This window comes from Pseudomonas sp. AK-TSAG1-1 (assembly GCF_056821665.1).
In genome coordinates this window covers 4,276,227-4,293,042 of record NZ_CM165965.1, presented here as the reverse complement: position 1 = coordinate 4,293,042, position 16,816 = coordinate 4,276,227, and the positions used below count along the sequence as shown (strand labels likewise).

Genomic DNA, 16,816 nt, shown 5'->3' with positions numbered 1-16,816 from the left:
CAACACCTATAAACCGGCATATTCACGTACACATCCAGGGTTGACGATCCAGAACCGGCAGCTCAGTCTGCCGGTTCTCTTTTTTGTCGCGGAGATGGTCGATGCCTTTTTTCACGGTTGACGGACAAGCGCTGCACTACATTGATCAAGGCACCGGCCCGGCCGTCATGCTGGCAGGCAGTTATCTGTGGGACAGCGCCATGTGGGCACCGCAGATCGCAGCGCTGGCGCCGCACTATCGGGTGATCGCACTGGACCTTTGGGGCCATGGTGAGTCGGGACGGTTACCTGAAGGCACGGCATCACTGGATGACATCGCCCGTCAGGCGCAGGCCTTGCTCGATCATCTGGATATCGATCAGGTCACTCTGGTCGGGCTGTCGGTCGGCGGCATGTGGGGCGTGCGCCTGGCGTTGTCTGCACCGCAGCGGCTCAAAGGCTTGGTGCTGATGGACACTTACGTCGGTGTGGAGCCTGAGCCAACGCGTCAGTACTACTTCTCGCTGTTCAAGCAGATCGAAGAAAGCGGCGAAATTTCCGAGCAGTTGCTCGACATTGTCGTACCGATTTTCTTCCGCCCAGGCATCGATCCACAGTCGGCGCTGTATCAGGGCTTCCGCGCCAAACTGGCGGCTTACACCACTGATCGCCTGCGCGAAAGCATTGTGCCGATGGGGCGTATCACGTTCAGTCGTGATGATCTGTTGCCGCGTCTGGGCGAATTGAATGCCGCGACCACGCTGGTGCTGTGCGGCGATCAGGACAAACCACGCCCGCCGTCGGAGGCGCAGGAAATGGCCGAGTTGATTGGTTGCCCAAGGGCGCTGGTGCCGGAGGCGGGGCATATCTCCAGTCTGGAGAACCCGGAGTTTGTGAACGAGGTGTTGTTTACCTTCCTCAGCGAGCGCAACCGGCGCACCGAGTAATCGTTCTTCGTCGGAACGTCGCCCCGCAAACAAGCTCGCTGCCACAATGGTTCTGCGTGTACAGAACCAAGTGTGGCAGCGAGCCTGCTCGCGAAAAGGCCGCTTCAGGCAATAAAGAATCCGACGTTACTTAGGCCCAAGAATCTTCGCCAACTTATCCGGCGACGGCGCGCCTTGCTGCTGTTGCAGCTCACCCTTGTCATCCATGTAGAAAATCGCCGGAGTCGCCTGCAACTCCAGGTCTTCCATCAACTGCATGTTGGCCGCCAGTTTGGTCTGCACCGCAGGTGGAATGTTCTTCAATGGCTTTAGCGAACTTTCCTTGCCCGCCTTCTCGTGTTCTTCCAGGGCCTTGGCCGGATCCTTCGCCGCCAGCAATGCGGCGGATTTCGCCGGACTGTCTTCGCGGATGATCCCGACCATGATGTGCCGCAACTGCACCTTGCCGGCCTTGACCCATGGACGGGCCTGTTCCCAGAACATGTTGCAGTACGGGCAATTCGGATCGCTGAACAGGTACACGGTGCGCGGTGCATCCTTGTTGCCGTCCTGAATCCAGTTGCTGGCTTCGAACTTGCCCCAGATTTCCTTGGCCATCGGCGCGTAGACCAGTTTCTGCAACGGCTCGCTGCTCAAGTCCTTGCCGTCGGCGTCGTACAGATTGCCCAGCAACACATGTTGGCCGTCCGGCGTCAGGTACAACGCCATGCCTCGGTTCTGATACTGCGCCGCATAACCGCGCAAACCGTCCGGGGCGTCGAACTGGCCGACGATTTTTGCGCCCTTGGCTTCGATCTGCTTGATCGCGGCGGGCAATTCTTCGGCGGCCTGTACCGACGGCAGGTGCAGCAGGGCAGTGCCCAGAGTCAGCGTCAGCAGGTGGCGGAGGCGGGGCATGGCAGTTTCCTTGCAGAGGTGGCCGGTGCGGCGGATGGGTTCGCAATGTCGAAGTTTTCCAGGGCGCGGGCGAGGCTGGCGTTCGACAACTCGCCCAGATGGCTGGTCAACAGTCGTCCATCCGGGCTATAGAACAGCGTAGTCGGCAGCGCCATGGAACCCACGGCCTGACCGAGTCGGCCGCTGCGGTCGAACAGCACATTGTTCAGACTCAGACCCTGGGTTTCGAGAAAGGTAGCAACGCTTTGCATGCTTTCGGCCTGATTGACGAACAGAAAGGTCAGGTCCGGGCGTTGTTGCTGGGCGCTTTCCAGCACTGGCATTTCGCGCCGACACGGTGGGCACCAGGTCGCCCACAGGTTGATCACCAGCGGACCGCCTTGATAATCGCTGAGCTGGATGGTCTCCCCGGCGGCGTTGCGCAGGGTGATCTCCGGCAGGCGGGTGCCTTGTTCGTAGATGTTCAACGACAGGGTCGCCAACAGCCAGAACAGCACACCGCTGGCCACGCCAAAACCCAGCGGCCGACGCAGGCCCGGGCGGCGCCAGCCGCGATACAACGCCGCAAGCAACAGTACGATCACACCCGGCCAGGCGAGAAAACCGCCATCGCGCAGGTCGATGATCTGCCACGGATCGTTGCGATAGTGGCCCCAATACAGCGCGACAAACGCCACGCGCGCGGCGAGCATGCCGAGCAGAAACAGACTGAACAGCGCCGACTCGGGGTTATCGCCGCCACGCTTGGCCACCCGCCAGCCGACAAAGGTCGCCAGTGCCAAGGCACTGATCAGCAGCAGGTGGTTAAGCGCGATGGCAAAGGTGCCGAGGGTGAACGTCAGCATTAATTGGCGTCTCGGGTGGTGGTCCAGCGTTGCAGGAACGTATCGGCATCGACCTCACCGGTGATGCGCTGGTTACGCCGTTCTTCGCCGTCGGCGCCGATCCAGACAAAACTCGGTGGCCCCGGGACTTTGTAGCGACCGAGCAGCTCGCGGCTGGCGGCATTGTCGGCGGTGACGTCCAGCCGCAGCAGACGCACGTCGCTGAGCGCCTGCATGACCTTGTCCTTGCCGAACACTTGTTTCTCCATGACTTTGCACGACACGCACCAGTCGGCGTAGTAATCGAGCAACACCCATTGGCCCTGGGCCTTGGCGGCATCCAGCTCACGTTGCAGCGCTGCCGGATCCTTGATCGTGGTGAACGCGTCGTGCCCGCTCGGCGTGGCGCTGGCAACACGGCCGGCGCTGTACACCTGCAGCGGCTGATACGGGTCGTCACTGCCCCCAGCGGCACCGATCATCAACAGGCTGCCCCAAAGACCGAGCAGCAACGAACTGGCGCCGAACACCTGGGCGACCCGTCCGAAACCTTCCGATTGCTTCCAGGCGCAGAACGCGGCGATCAACAGCAGCGCGCCGCACAGGCCCAGCCATAGGGACGAGTCCAGCACCGGGCGCAACATCAGCAGCGCAGTCGCCAGAAACAGGAAACCGAAGATGCCCTTGAGCAGGTTCATCCACGCCCCGGGTTTTGGCAGGAAGCGGTTGCCGACGGTCACCAGCAGCAACAGCGGCACACCAATGCCGATGCCCAGCGCGAACAGAATCAGCCCACCGTGCAGCGCGTTGCCGCTCTGGGCGATGTACAACAGGGCGCCGGCCAGCGGCGCGGTCATACACGGGCCGACCAGCAGACCGGACAAGGCCCCGAGCACCCCGGCGCCGATCAGGCTGCCGCCGTTGCGGCTGCGCGAGGCGTGTTCGAGGCGGTCACGCAATGCCACCGGCAATTGCAATTCGAAGAAACCGAACATCGGCAGTGCGAGCACCACGAACACTGCGGCAAACGCACCGAGCAGCCATGGATTTTGCAGCCATGCCTGCAGGTTGGCGCCGAGCAGAGAAGCAACCACGCCCATCGCCGCATACACCAGCGCCATGCAGATCACATAGCTGCTGGCCAGCGCAAAACCACGACGAGGCGTGGCACCACTGCCGACGATCATCCCCGCCAGGATCGGCAACATCGGCAACGAGCACGGGGTAAATGCCAGCAACAGCCCAAGGCCGAAGAACACCAGCAGGCTCCAGCCCAACGCGCGTTGCTCAAGGCCGCTGGCCAAGGCTTGATCCGGTGCTTCAGCGCTGGTCGACGGCGCGGCTTTGCCACCCAGATCGATGACCCGGGTTTGCGGTGGGTAACACAGGCCAGCATCGGCGCAGCCCTGGTAACTGACTTTGATCTGACCGCTGGCCGAGGCCGGGACTTTCACCTCCAGGCCCTGGCGATACACCGGCTGTTCACCGAAAAATTCGTCGCTGTGGGACTCGCCCTCGGGCAGAACCGGCTGTTGCTCGGCTTTGAGACCGTCGAATTTCAGACGCTTCTGATACAGGTAGTAGCCGTCGGTGATCTGCCAGAACAGTTGGGTTTCCCCGGATTCCAGGCGTTCGGAGGTGAGCACGAACGCTTTGTCGACCGGCAGAAATTCCGGTTTGCTCTCGAATGGATTATTTCCCGCCTGGGCCAGGCCGGAGATCAGCAGTGCAAACAAAAGAAAAAAACGACGCATGGAGGAGCCTTGTCCCTGTGCAAGTCTGGTGCACAGTGGCGGGTGGCGATTAACCGATGATTAACCGCCCCGCACGATGCCGGATGGGCGACCCGACGCCGATTCACTGATGCCTGCGAGTGGCCTCAGTCCTTCAGCAGCCCGGGCCAGGTTGAGTCGGAGATTGTATACGGGCCAAATACTTTTTTCGCGCCCTGTTCATAACGCAGGTACTGGTTGTCGTTCAGGAAAACATAAAAGTAAGTGTCGAATGTCGGGTAGTCATTGGTGACGGCCGTCATCATGCGATCTTTATATTCTTCCAGCGGCGCCCACAGCGAGCCTTTGAGTGGCAGCACTTCCAGACTGTTTGAGTAGAGGTCGTAGATAAGGTAGTTGCCGTTATTCAACAGGAACCAATACGTTTCCTTGGCGGCCGAACTCTCGGCCCACATCACGCCTATGATTTGATAATAGTAAGGCAGTAACTTTGCCCACGTGGATTTTGCCACGGGAGTTTTAGACGCGGCTTTGTCCGACTTCTGGTTGAACTCACAGACGCTGGGGGTATTGCCCTCGTCGTAGAACACCCAGAGGGTGTCGATGCCACCGTTATAGCTGCTGATCGTCGTGGTGAAACCGAAACGTAGATCGGCAGCAGGCTTGTCCAGGCCTTCCCATGCACCGTTAACGGATTTGGGGTAGCCGGCGAGAACTTTATTGTCCTCGAAATCGAAGCGGGAATAGGTGTTCTTTTCTTTGAAAAAGAAATAAATGCGATCGGCACCAGTGCGCCAGTCAATAGTAATGAAATTCTTGCCAGTGGCCATGTTTAAGACTCTTTTGAGGTATTGAATGTGTGTGGTTTGTTGTTTGTGTGTTGCCAGGCAAGATTAGTTTTTGGGTTCTTACTTGTACAGTAAAAGGGTGTTATTAGTTGTTTCGTTAGTTGGTAGTATTGTTTGACTGGTTGTTAACTATTAGTTGTCGTGGCTATTTAAGTTTCGATCAAACAGGGCAGGGCCTGCCGCCTGCGTTGTGGCTCTGCCATAATGGCGGCTTAATCCTGCTCTGTTTGACTCACCTCTTTTCTCAGGGAATCGCCATGCACGTACTGGTTTGCGAAGACGATGAATTGATCGCCAGCGGTATCGTTGCCGGGCTCACAGCCCAAGGCCTCACCGTGGAGCATGTCAATACGGCTTCCAAGGCGCGGGCGATGCTCAAGGTCGCCGAATTCGACGTGATGGTGCTCGACCTCGGCCTGCCCGACGAAGATGGCCTCAAATTGCTGCAACAGTTGCGGCAACAGGGCCTGGAAATTCCGGTGCTGATTCTGACCGCGCGGGACTCGGTGACCGACCGCGTCGATGGTTTGCAGGCCGGGGCTGACGATTACCTGCTCAAACCATTCGATCTGCGTGAGTTGTTCGCCCGTTTGCAAACCTTGTTGCGCCGGGTCGCCGGGCGCAGTGTCAACCTGATCGAACATGGCGCGCTGACCTACGATCCAAGCAGCCGTGAAACCACCTTGGCCGGGCAACCGGTGGACTTGTCGCGACGCGAGCAATCGCTGTTGCAGGCGCTGTTGCACAATCGTGGCCGGGTGCTGTCCACCGAGCAATTGAAAGACAGCGTCTACGGCTTCAATGACGAACTGGAGAGCAACGCCCTGAACGTGCATATCCATCACCTGCGCAGCAAGCTCGGCAAGGGCATCGTCGAAACCGTTCGCGGTCTGGGTTATCGCCTCGGGCCGGCCGATGGTGGAGAGCAACAGAAGTGATGAGTCTGCGTCTGCGCCTGAGTCTGACCCTCGGCGCCGCGTTCGCCCTGATCTGGGCCCTGGCCGCGGCCTGGATGCTCAGCGACTTGCGCAATCAGATGATGTTTTCCCTCGACCAGCGGCTGGTGGCTTCGGCGCGCATGGTCGCCGGGTTGCTGGAGCAACTGCCGGCGTTGCCGAGCAAGGGCGAGGGCACCCATTTCAGCGCCGAACAATTGAACATTCCCGGCGGCATGGCCTGTCAGGTCAGTTCGTTGCGCGGGGAGATTCTTGCCCGCAGCCACAGCAGCCCAGAGCAAACCCTGGAAGCCGAGAAAATGGGCTTTCACGACCAGATGATCGATGGCGCGCCGTGGCGCAGTTTCACCCTTGCGCGAGGTGACGTGCGGATCACCACGGCCGATCGGCAGATTGAGCGCGAAGCGCTGAACATGTCGATTCTGCTGGCGGCCTCGGTGCCGGTCGGCGTAGCGCTGCTCGGTTGCCTGTGCCTGTTGTGGCTGGGCATCGGTCAGGGCCTGGCGCCGCTCAATCGCCTGCGCGAAGCCTTGATGCGGCGTAACGCCGACTCGCTCGAACCGTTGCAACTGCAGTCGTTTCCCAGCGAACTGAAACCGCTGCTCGACACCCAGAACCAGCTGTTCCAGCGCATCGGCAAGACCATCGAACGTGAACGCCGCCTGACCGGTGACGCCGCCCATGAGCTGCGCAGCCCGCTGACAGCGATCAAGACTCACCTGCAAGTGGCGCGCATGACCGAGGGCAGCGCCCGCGATCAGTCGCTGGCCCGGGCCGAGGAGGGCGCCGACCGCATGCACCGCACGCTGGAGCAATTGCTGTTGCTGGCGCGGGTCGAGGGCAGTCTGTCGTTCGACGATGGCGTGCAGTGCAGTGCCGAGCAGGTGGCGAAACTGGCGATGCAGGATGCGGCCGGCGGCGAGCGCCAGCGCATCAAACTGCAATTGCCGACGCCGCTGTCCAGCGCGCCGGTGCAGATGCCGGCGGTGCTGTCGATTGCCGCGCTGCGCAATCTGCTCGACAACGCCCTGCGCCATACCCCGGCGGACGCTGCCGTGGAACTGAGCCTGGAAACCGTCGGCCAGCGCGCACGCTTTGTGGTACGCGACCACGGCCCGGGGATTGCAGCGGATGATCTGCAGCATCTGACCCAGCGCTTCTGGCGCAACGGCCAGAGCACTGGCTGCGGACTCGGCCTGGCCATTGTGCAAGCCATCGTCCAGCGTTGCGCCTGCACCCTGCATTTCGACAGCCGCGCGGATGGCCTGCGCGTGGAGCTGACGATGCCGTTGCAACCTGTTTGATTCCACCGCAATTCCCTTGTGGGAGCGGGCTTGCTCGCGAAGGCGGTGTGTCAGTTAGTGATGCGTTGACTGACACACCGCCTTCGCGACCAGGCTCACTCCTGCAGGGGATCTGTGTTGCGGGCACATCAAATGTAACGTCTGCGCATTGGTCATTCGCCAGTCCCGGCGTTATGGTCGGGGCTGCTCTGACTCAATGGATTGAGGGACCGCAGCATGGAAGCAGCAATCTGTATCTGCCCGGCGAAACTTGCCGACGCCGGCATTATCAGCCGCATCATCGAACGTTCGATCCGTCTCGGTTGTGCGCTCGAACACCGTAACGACCCTCAACTGCTCAACCGCTGGATTGCGCGGCACTGTGCTGATTTCATCAGCGCGCAGCTGGCCGACCCGCATTGCTACCTGAATATCGCGCTGTTGCAGGGCAAACCGGTGGGTGTCGGCATGGCCATGGTCAGCGGCGACATCAGCTTTTGTCATGTGCAACCGGAATGGTTTCGCCGTGGCGCGGGGCGGGCGCTGATGACGGACCTGGAAGGCTGGTTGCGGATTCGCGCAGTGCCTCAGGTGAATATCGTCAGTACACGCTCCGGTGCAGCTTTTTATCGGTATCTGGGCTACCGCGAGTCGGCGCCAACCTTCATCGATCAGGGCTTGCAGCGCGTCGTGTTGCACAAACCGTTGCCATTGCCCGACTGACAACGCGATCAAGGGTCTAAATCCTCGCCCCGCTTAAGCGTTTCCAGAACAGGAAAACCTGCATGTGCGCCCCGCGACCGGAACGCGCACCTGTGCGGTGTGCTGTTTTGGTCACTATCCATAGCGTATTGAGGGGTCGAGAGATGTCAGTCGCCACCAGCCTTATCGAAGAGTCGTCGGCCCGGATCGCCTCCGCGCCGGCCGAAACCCTGTATCAGTTCAACGAGTCGCCACTGCTGGCCCGTCAGAGTCAGCAGGAATCCAACGCCCGCAGCTACCCGCGACGTATTCCGCTGGCACTCAAACGTGCCAAGGGGCTGTACGTCGAAGACGTTGAAGGCCGCACCTTCATCGACTGCCTGGCCGGTGCCGGCACCCTGGCGTTGGGACACAACCATCCGGTGGTGATCGAGGCGATCCAGCAAGTGCTCGCCGATGAGTTGCCGCTGCACACCCTCGACCTGACCACGCCGGTCAAGGATCAGTTTGTGCAGGATCTGTTCGGCCTGCTGCCGCCGGCACTGGCGGCCGAGGCGAAGATCCAGTTCTGCGGCCCGACCGGCACCGACGCGGTGGAAGCTGCGTTGAAACTGGTGCGCACCGCCACCGGGCGCAGCACTGTGCTGTCGTTCTCCGGCGGTTATCACGGCATGAGCCAGGGCGCGTTGAGCCTGATGGGCAGTCTGGGGCCGAAGAAGCCATTGGCTGCCTTGCTCAGCAACGGCGTGCAGTTCATGCCGTTCCCGTATGACTACCGCTGCCCGTTCGGCCTCGGCGGCGCGGCCGGGGTCAAAGCCAACCTGAGTTATCTGGAAAATCTGCTCAACGATCCCGAGGCCGGCGTGCAGTTGCCGGCGGCGGTGATTGTCGAAGCGGTGCAGGGCGAGGGCGGGGTGATTCCGGCCGATATCGAGTGGCTGCGCGGCTTGCGTCGGATCACCGAAAAGGCTGGTGTGGCGCTGATCGTCGACGAGATCCAGAGCGGTTTCGCCCGCACCGGCAAGATGTTTGCCTTTGAGCACGCCGGCATCACCCCGGACGTGGTGGTGTTGTCCAAAGCCATCGGCGGCAGCCTGCCATTGGCGGTGGTGGTCTATCGCGACTGGCTCGACACCTGGCAACCGGGCGCCCATGCCGGCACCTTCCGTGGCAATCAGATGGCGATGGCCGCAGGTTCTGCGGTGATGCGTTATCTGGTTGAGCACAAGGTCTGCGAACACGCCGCGGCCATGGGCGAGCGCCTGAGCGAACACCTGCGCATTCTGCAACGCGACTTCCCGCAACTGGGCGACATTCGTGGTCGCGGCTTGATGCTCGGCGTCGAACTGGTGGACCCGAACGGTACGCCGGACGCCCTCGGCCATCCGCCGGCCTTCGCCCGTCTGGCGCCGCTGGTGCAGCGCGAATGCCTCAAGCGCGGGCTGATTCTGGAGCTGGGCGGCCGCCATGGCGCGGTGGTGCGCTTCCTGCCCCCACTGGTGATCACTGCTGCCGAAATCGACCGCGTCGCCGAAATCTTCGGGCGTGCCTTGGCCGCTGCCACCGCAGCCGGGTAAATTTTTTACAGCGCCCAACGTTCTTTCTACATACCCGGCTGCACCTTGTGTGCAGCCCACCCCTACAACGATGGAGAACCAGCATGACGTCAGTATTCGACCGCGAGGACATCCTCTTTCAGGTCGTGGTCAACCACGAAGAGCAATACTCGATCTGGCCGGACTACAAGGCCGTGCCGCAAGGCTGGCGCACCGTGGGCAAGAGCGGCCTGAAAAAGGAATGCCTGGCCTACATCGAGGAAACCTGGACCGACATGCGTCCGCTGAGCCTGCGCCAGAAGATGGAAGGGCAGGCGGCTGCTCAGTAAGCTGACAGACAAAAGAAACCCGCTGGACTGGTGACAGTCAGCGGGTTTTTTCATGGCTGGCATTTGTGGTGTTTTGGCGGGCCTCTTCGCGAGCAGGCTCGCTCCCACAGGGGATTTGTGAGTGACACAGATCCCGTGTGGGAGCGAGCCTGCTCGCGAAGAACGATAACGCGGCGCAACTGAAACTACGCCCCGTTCAAACCCTTGAGCAGCAAATCCACATTCCCTTCCAGCTCCGCCACCGGATCTTCGGCATCGGTACTCAACACCAGCAACCGACTCCCCGACTCGGCAATCGCCGCTTTCACCGCCTCCGATGGCTGACGATGATGCAGTACCAGCGCCACGTCGTTGTCCTTGAGCGTCGCCGTGAGTTTCTGCAGATCCTCCGCAGTCCATTCGGCATCCGGTCGTGGATCCTGGCCGATCAGCTCCAGGTTCAGGCTGCCGATCAGGTAACCGAAGTGATCGCTGAGGCTCATCACACTGAGGTTGTCGGTCTTGGCCAGACGCGCTTCGCTGTCGGCGCTGAGCTTGAGCAAGCGCTGTTTCAACGCCGCCAGATTGGCCTCGATCTTCGGCTTGGCGGACGGTGCCAGGCGCACCAGGTCCGCCGCCATCACGTCGGCCATGCGCCCCATGTTGTTGCTCGCCAGCCATGGCTGACTGTTCAAGCCATCGACCTTGAGCCCCGGTTGCACGGCAATTCCGGGCAAGGCGCCATCGACCGGGCGCGCCGCGTCGACCTCGACGATGCGAATGTTGCTGCGCCGGGCGATCGGGTACAGCGGGTCATCGGCCCACAGCGAACGTACGCCGATCACCGCGTCGGCGTCGTTCGCCAGTTTGCCCAGTGCCGGCGCACCGCGACCGGTGAAGTAGGCGGTCTGACGGCTGCCCGGCAGATTCGCCGGGGCCGCGCGTTCCAGGCTGACATCGGTGCCCTTGAGCAGCACCTCGCCCAGCCCGTAGGTGATCGGCAACGAGGCCAGCACGCGCAACGGTTTGGCGTTTTCGGCAGCGATCAGGGGCGTGCAGACCACGCCGCACAGGGCCATGGCCAGGGTCAGTTTGCGCAATGAGAAAGCCATTTATCCAAGGTTCCCTTTCAGACTCGGAACAACCCCGCGCGCAATGGCGGCGAGGGCGAAGGCGATGCCGGCGACCAGAATGATCGCGGCGCCGGACGGAATTGGCAGATCGAAGACGATCGGCGCGAGAATCCCGCACAAGGTGCTGACGGTGGCAATCAGCACTGAGCACCAGAAGAAGCCCTTGAGCGACTGGCTGAGCAAGCGCGCCGCCGCTGCCGGAATCACCAGCAGCGCACCGACGAGGATTGCACCGATGACCTTCACTGCTGCAACGGTGATCAGCGTCACCAGAATCACGAACAGGTAATCCAGGGTCTTCACCGCCACGCCGCGCACCGCCGCCAGTTGCGGGTTGAAACTGGCGAGCATGATCCGGTTGTACAGCGGCAGCGCCAGGGCCATGACCAGCGAACCGACGATCGCCAGCACCAGCAGGTCGTTGCCGTTGACCGTCAGCACCGAACCGAACAGCACGTTCTCCAGAATGTGCACGTTGATCTTGCCGGCCAGAATCAGCAGCAGGCTCGCCCCCAGCGCCAGTGACACCGAGAGGAACACGCCGATCAGCGTGTCCGGCGCCAGGCCGGTACGGTTGCGCAGGTAGTTGAGCAGGATGCCGAACAGCAGGCAGTAACCGAACAGGCTGCCGTACGGCCCGGTGTAGGGTTCGCCGAGCAGAATGCCGATGGCCACGCCGGTCAGCGCCGCATGGCCGACCGCTTCGGAGAAAAACGCGAAGCGCTTGACCACCACCAGCGTGCCGAGGCCGCCGAGCACCGGGCCGATCAGCAGGCCGGCGAGCAGCGCATTGACCACAAAACCGTAGGCGAGCGCTTCCGGCAGGTAGCCGGAGGTGGCCCAGCCTTGAACCATCAAACGAAAGGCTTCGTAACTCATCAGACAGCGCTCCGAGGATGGGTCGAGAACAGCGTCAGCAGCCGTTCCGGGGTCAGCGCCTGTTGCGGCGTGGCGTCGAACAGTACGCGCCGGTTGAGGCCGGTGACCCGATTAGCCAGGCGCTTGACCGCTTCCAGATCGTGCTCGATCCACAGCACGGTGATGCCAGCGGCGCGCCAGTCGCCGAGCAAGCGCTCGAACACTTGAATTCCGGCTTCGTCGAGCGCCGACATCGGTTCATCCAGCACCAGCAGTTGTGGCGGCGGGATCAACCCTTGGGCGAGCAGGACGCGCTGCCGCTCACCGCCGGACAGCGCGCCCATGCGTCGCTTGCGTTTGTCTTGCATGCCGACCCGTTCCAGCGCTTCGCCGATGGCCCTGGCGTAGTGCTTGCTCAGGCCAAGAAACGCCGGACGGCGCTGGCACATGGCGGCCATGAAATCGTCAACGGTCATTGGCAGGCCGCGATCGAATTCCAGCGCCTGCGGCACATAACCGATGGTGCCGGGTTCGCCCGGCCAGCGCAGGCTCAACTGACCTTGATGGGGCATCTGCCCGAGCAAGGTCTTGATCAGCGAGCTTTTGCCGCCGCCGTTGGGGCCGACCAATGCGTGTACGTGGCCGGGCTGCACCTGGAAGGTGACGTTGTCGAGAATTGTGGTACGCCCCAGGGTCAGGCTGATCTGCGCAAACTCCAGCGTCGGCCCGCTGACCCTTTGTAGGCCTTCGCCTGCTCGCGATGGCGGTGTGTCATTCAACGATGTGGTTGACTGGCCGGGCGCTTTCGCGAGCAGGCTCGCTCTCACAGGGGATTGGGGGGTATCAGAGAGGGTTTCTTTTACCGTCATGCCCCGGACTCCTGAATCGCTCGCACCACGGTGTTGAGGTTGCCGGTCATTTCCTTTTCATACTTGTCAGCGGTGTATTCGCCGTAGGAAATGTGCGACAGCGGGTACAGCTTCACGCCGGATTCGCGCTGAATGGTTTCAACGTAGGTGGACGGGAAGTCCATTTCCGAGAAGATCACCTTCACGTCGAGTTCGCGCAGTTGGTCGATGGTCTTTTTCAACTGGCTCGGGCTGGGTTCGATACCGTGGGCCGGCTCGACCACGGCAGTGACTTCCAGGCCGAACTCGCGCAGCAGATAGTCGTACGCCGCGTGCACCGTCGCCACCCGCAACTCGGCGTTGGGGGCCTGAGTCAGTTTCGCCAGCGCATCGGCGCGCATCTGCCGCAGGCGTTTGCCGTAGGCGCGGGCGTTCTGGGTGTAGGTCCTGGCGTTGTCCGGGTCGAGTTTGCCCAGCTCGCGGGCGATGTTATTGACCTGGGCAATCGAGGCGCTGATCGACAGGAAAGTGTGCGGGTTGACCACTTTGCCGGCACCACGCGCGGCGGTACCGGTGGCGGCCAGCAGCGGCACGTTCTCGTTGGCTTCGATGGTCTTGATGTTCGGCGTTTCGCTGGCCGCGATCATGCGGTCGGCGAAGTCGTCATGGCCGACACCGTTGAGGACGATCACGTCCAGCCCGCTGATGCGTTTGATGTCCTCGGCCCGTGGCTCATAGGCGTGCGGATTGAAACCGGCAGGAATCAGCGGCACCACGTCGGCCTTGTCGCCGACGATGTTGGCCACATAGCTGTAATACGGGTGCAGCGTGATGCCGATGCGCAGGCGCTTGCCCGGATCGGCGCTGGCAAGCGGGCTCAGCAGGCAGGCGCAAAGGCCTGCCAGCAGCAGGCGCAGGAAGGGACGGCGAGGCGATGAAATAGACATGGGCAAGCGGTCTTCTCTGGGGTGAAGGCGAAGGTTCAGTGGCGATGCTCGCGAGTCACGCCGGCATCGAATTGCGCGACGATCTGCTTCCAGCCAGCGGCCGACAGCGCGGTGTCGGTCAGTTCGGCGGGCGTCTGCAGATCGGCGGCGCGGTTGAGCCAGATGTCCGGCGCCGCATGGGCATCGGCGCTCAGCAGCATCACGAACGATCCCGCCACGGCCGGCGACTGGCTATGGCCGAAATAGGCGGTGTCCGCCAGCAACTGCCAGGCATGTCCACCACGGCTGACCGAACTGGCGTCCTGGGCGAATGGCGCAAAACCTTCCTCTGCCAGGGTGTGCGGGGTCGGCAGGGTTTGCTGCTCTTCGCGCAACAGGCGGATTTCGTCCAGGGTCACCCGCAGGTCGGCGTAGATGCCTTGCTCGGCGGCGCTGAGGTCGCGCCGGGCATCGAGCTGATGGCTGGCGACCGGCTGCGGTTCATGGGACACCCCGCGCCACGCCACCACCGAACCGGCAACCGCGAGGATCAACAGGCACAGCAGCAGGACGTTGAGGGTTTCATGGCCGGCGCCGGCCGGACGGACGACTTGCGTGGTGGGCGTACTCATGGGGCCTCGATGTCTGCTTGGTCGATTTCCACGACGTGACCGGGGCCGGCGTCGAACAGCACGTAAAACTCGGCGGCGGGTTTCTTGAAGGTCAGGCTCGAGTCGGCGCCGAGCTTGCCCGGCAGCAGAATGGTTTCGTCGTAACCGATCACGTCCAGAGTCACCCCGGGCGCGCCGCTGCCATCGGAAAAGCCGCCGGTGCATTTGATCTGCTCGGCATCGACGGCTTTGCATTCACACATCGGGTTGTGGGCCAGGGCGCCGGCGCTGAAACCGCTGCACAACAGCAGCAAGGCAGCGCGCAATCGCAGGCGCAAAGGGCGTTGAACGCGGTTCATGGTTTGGCTCCTTGTTTGTTCAGCCAGGCAATGGTGGCGGGAGAGGCCTGGCGCAGTGGAATCGAGGCTTGATGCAGGCTGCCGTCCCAGCCTTCCATGGTGATCCACAGGTCGGCGTCGGCCTGGGTCTTTTCCGCCACCGGCAACTGCGCGCCCATGCGGTACGGCGTGCCGAAGAAAATCACCCCGGCGGCGCGCAGGCTGCGGGGCTTGCCGATGCGCAGGTAGGTGGCCTTGACCTGTTCGACGCAGGCGTCGCACAGGGCTGCATTGAAGTCCTTCATGTAACCGGCGGGGCCGTCGAGATGCGGCGCTTCGTTTCGCAGTTCGGCCAGGCGCAGGCTCCAGGGCCCGACCTGGATGTCACCGATCTCGTGCTCGCCGAGGCCGACATCGCCGCGAAACAGCGCAGCGTCGGCGAAATACTTGGGCATGAAACCCAACGGAATCAGCAGCAGCAGCGCATTCAGATGAAAGCGCCATTTGTGCCAGAAGCGGCGCAGTGTGGACGGCTGGACATTGCGGTTGGACTGGCTCACAGGCTGACCTCCGCTGGTTCACGACTGACGCTGGTGCTGCGGGTTTTTTTACTCTCGCGCTTGAGCGCGTTGGCGGTGGCCAGCGCGGTGCGTTTGGTCCAGATCAACAGGCCGCTGAGCACCATCATGCTCAGCAACAGGCCGAAGAAGAACCAGATCAGCTTGATCCACAGGCCGCCGAAATCACCGGTGTGCAACGGTCGCATCGACTCGGTGACGAACTCCAGCGAGGAGCGGTCGGAGATCAGCCGCGAGGCAGCCATGTCGCCGTTGTAAGGGTTGAGCGTGGCGGTCTGGAACATCAGCGGATACCAGCCGCGACCGCCGACACTCAGATGGCTGTAGGCGTTGCCCGGCAGGCTGATGAAGCTGACTTCCAGCCCGGGGATTTGCTGTTCGGCGATCTGCACCGCGCGATCCAGGCTGATCCGTGGCGGTGGCCCGGCGTCGGCCGACATCGGCACGTCTTCGCGGGCCATCGCCGGGATGATCGGCTCGGTAGTGATGGACACCTGGTTATCGAACAAAAACGCCTGAATCAGAAACCAGGTGCCGGTGATGGAAATCACGGCGATGAACCAGATCGACCAGATGCCGCTCAGTCGATGGAAGTCCCCCCAGAAGATCCGGGCGCCGTGGCGAAAACGCAGCGTAGGCTTGAAAAAGCCTTTCCAGAAACGCTTGTAGACCACCAGCCCGGTGACCAGCGAGGCGAGCATCGGCAGGCCGAGAAACGACACCAGGTACCAGCCCCAGCTATAGCCGTTGGTGAACGGCACCAGCCACCAGCCGTGCAGGGCACGGGTGAATGCCTTGAAGTTGAAGTCCGGCGCCGGGCCCTGGATCGCGCCGGTGTACGGGTTGACGTACACCGTCTGCGCGCGGCCGTCGGGGTAGCTGACCTCGACGTCGAGGGCGAAATGCGACTCGTCGGGGCGGCTGATGCTTTCGACCAGTGTTTGCGGTTCGGCTTTCTTGATTGCGGCCAGCACTTGATCGTAACTGAGCAGCGGAGCGTCGTCCGCCGGTTGGCTGGCGCGCATCTGCGGGTTGGCCAGCCAGACGATCTCCTGGCTGACCACCGCCAGTGTGCCGGTGACACAGACGATCAGGACAAAAAACCAGATCGGCAGCGCGAGCCAGCTATGCACCAGGAACCACAGTTTGGAACGGGATTTCTTTGACATGATTGCGCGTCTTGATTGCGATGAAAGGGCACGCGGCTACGGGCTTCGCAGCAAGGGTGACCCTGAAAGGCGCGGTCGTGGCTGTTGCCTACGCGAACGGCCTGCATCTCTATAGGACGGATGAGCCGGGTAAATCCCGATGGCTTATATGAAAGTAAATGTTTCGCACTTCCCCCAGACACCACCAACCCTCCTACAGGGGGCGTTCGGTGGCCAGGGGATCGAACACGATTCATGAACGCCGCTCTCACTTCCTGCCAATTGATGGCCGCCAACCGCTCCCTATGATGGAAATCACCGGATTCCCCTGAGCGAGCGCCTT

At 62.0% G+C, this 16,816-nt stretch carries 18 protein-coding genes; 6 read left to right on the top strand and 12 right to left on the bottom strand.

Features of this window, described 5'->3' with window-relative positions; genetic code table 11:
* The first annotated feature begins 101 nt into the window (after positions 1–101).
* Positions 102–926 (top strand): alpha/beta fold hydrolase, encoded by an 825-nt coding sequence (locus AC1UK9_RS19320; protein ID WP_482578309.1) that lies wholly within the window; start codon positions 102–104, stop codon positions 924–926.
* Positions 927–1,052: 126 nt separating this feature from the next.
* Here AC1UK9_RS19320 and dsbG read toward each other — a convergent pair whose 3' ends face one another.
* The 4 genes from dsbG to AC1UK9_RS19300 form a co-directional block, all read right to left on the bottom strand.
* Complete coding sequence (gene dsbG / locus AC1UK9_RS19315; protein ID WP_473013147.1) at positions 1,053–1,823, bottom strand: thiol:disulfide interchange protein DsbG; 771 nt, start codon at positions 1,821–1,823, stop codon at positions 1,053–1,055.
* The gene (locus AC1UK9_RS19310; protein WP_025113196.1) at positions 1,799–2,668 is read right to left on the bottom strand and encodes a TlpA disulfide reductase family protein; all 870 of its coding nucleotides are present in this window, start codon (positions 2,666–2,668) and stop codon (positions 1,799–1,801) included. Before AC1UK9_RS19310 ends, dsbG begins: the two co-directional genes overlap by 25 nt.
* Positions 2,668–4,401, bottom strand: a complete 1,734-nt coding sequence (gene dsbD / locus AC1UK9_RS19305) for a protein-disulfide reductase DsbD (RefSeq protein ID WP_482578308.1) — start codon at positions 4,399–4,401, stop codon at positions 2,668–2,670. Before dsbD ends, AC1UK9_RS19310 begins: the two co-directional genes overlap by 1 nt.
* 125 nt (positions 4,402–4,526) lie before the next feature.
* Positions 4,527–5,210, bottom strand: coding sequence for a hypothetical protein (locus tag AC1UK9_RS19300; RefSeq protein WP_482578307.1), 684 nt, complete (start codon positions 5,208–5,210; stop codon positions 4,527–4,529).
* Between the two features lie 275 nt (positions 5,211–5,485).
* Here AC1UK9_RS19300 and AC1UK9_RS19295 point away from each other — a divergent pair, with 275 nt between their 5' ends.
* From AC1UK9_RS19295 to AC1UK9_RS19275, 5 genes are all read left to right on the top strand, one after another.
* A complete protein-coding gene (locus AC1UK9_RS19295) occupies positions 5,486–6,166 on the top strand; it encodes a response regulator (RefSeq protein ID WP_007969056.1) in 681 nt (226 codons plus the stop codon).
* Entirely contained in the window at positions 6,166–7,488 is a 1,323-nt protein-coding gene (locus tag AC1UK9_RS19290; protein WP_482578306.1) for an ATP-binding protein, read from the top strand. The genes AC1UK9_RS19295 and AC1UK9_RS19290 overlap by 1 nt, the downstream gene beginning before the upstream one ends.
* Before the next feature lie 216 nt (positions 7,489–7,704).
* Positions 7,705–8,190 carry a GNAT family N-acetyltransferase gene (locus tag AC1UK9_RS19285; RefSeq protein ID WP_482578305.1) on the top strand — a complete coding sequence of 162 codons (486 nt, stop codon included), beginning with the start codon at positions 7,705–7,707 and terminating at the stop codon, positions 8,188–8,190.
* A gap of 143 nt (positions 8,191–8,333) precedes the next feature.
* On the top strand, positions 8,334–9,746 hold the full coding sequence (locus AC1UK9_RS19280; protein ID WP_473013143.1) for an aspartate aminotransferase family protein: 1,413 nt from the start codon (positions 8,334–8,336) through the stop codon (positions 9,744–9,746).
* A gap of 83 nt (positions 9,747–9,829) precedes the next feature.
* Complete coding sequence (locus tag AC1UK9_RS19275; RefSeq protein WP_025113201.1) at positions 9,830–10,054, top strand: MbtH family protein; 225 nt, start codon at positions 9,830–9,832, stop codon at positions 10,052–10,054.
* 185 nt (positions 10,055–10,239) lie between these two features.
* Here AC1UK9_RS19275 and AC1UK9_RS19270 read toward each other — a convergent pair whose 3' ends face one another.
* From AC1UK9_RS19270 to AC1UK9_RS19235, 8 genes are read right to left on the bottom strand one after another with little or no spacing between them, the layout of a single operon-like run.
* Complete coding sequence (locus tag AC1UK9_RS19270) at positions 10,240–11,145, bottom strand: metal ABC transporter substrate-binding protein (protein WP_482578304.1); 906 nt, start codon at positions 11,143–11,145, stop codon at positions 10,240–10,242.
* Positions 11,146–12,045 (bottom strand): metal ABC transporter permease, encoded by a 900-nt coding sequence (locus AC1UK9_RS19265; protein ID WP_025113203.1) that lies wholly within the window; start codon positions 12,043–12,045, stop codon positions 11,146–11,148. It lies immediately after the preceding gene.
* Complete coding sequence (locus AC1UK9_RS19260; RefSeq protein ID WP_482578303.1) at positions 12,045–12,893, bottom strand: metal ABC transporter ATP-binding protein; 849 nt, start codon at positions 12,891–12,893, stop codon at positions 12,045–12,047. Before AC1UK9_RS19260 ends, AC1UK9_RS19265 begins: the two co-directional genes overlap by 1 nt.
* On the bottom strand, positions 12,890–13,819 hold the full coding sequence (locus AC1UK9_RS19255; protein WP_025113205.1) for a metal ABC transporter substrate-binding protein: 930 nt from the start codon (positions 13,817–13,819) through the stop codon (positions 12,890–12,892). Before AC1UK9_RS19255 ends, AC1UK9_RS19260 begins: the two co-directional genes overlap by 4 nt.
* Before the next feature lie 35 nt (positions 13,820–13,854).
* Positions 13,855–14,430: a DUF6162 family protein gene (locus AC1UK9_RS19250; RefSeq protein WP_025113206.1), complete on the bottom strand. Its 576-nt coding sequence runs from the start codon at positions 14,428–14,430 to the stop codon at positions 13,855–13,857.
* A complete protein-coding gene (locus AC1UK9_RS19245) occupies positions 14,427–14,768 on the bottom strand; it encodes a hypothetical protein (RefSeq protein WP_473013138.1) in 342 nt (113 codons plus the stop codon). The genes AC1UK9_RS19250 and AC1UK9_RS19245 overlap by 4 nt, the downstream gene beginning before the upstream one ends.
* Positions 14,765–15,307: a thiamine pyrophosphate-binding protein gene (locus AC1UK9_RS19240; RefSeq protein WP_473013137.1), complete on the bottom strand. Its 543-nt coding sequence runs from the start codon at positions 15,305–15,307 to the stop codon at positions 14,765–14,767. The genes AC1UK9_RS19245 and AC1UK9_RS19240 overlap by 4 nt, the downstream gene beginning before the upstream one ends.
* Complete coding sequence (locus AC1UK9_RS19235; protein WP_473013136.1) at positions 15,304–16,494, bottom strand: PepSY-associated TM helix domain-containing protein; 1,191 nt, start codon at positions 16,492–16,494, stop codon at positions 15,304–15,306. The genes AC1UK9_RS19240 and AC1UK9_RS19235 overlap by 4 nt, the downstream gene beginning before the upstream one ends.
* Positions 16,495–16,816 lie beyond the last annotated feature (322 nt).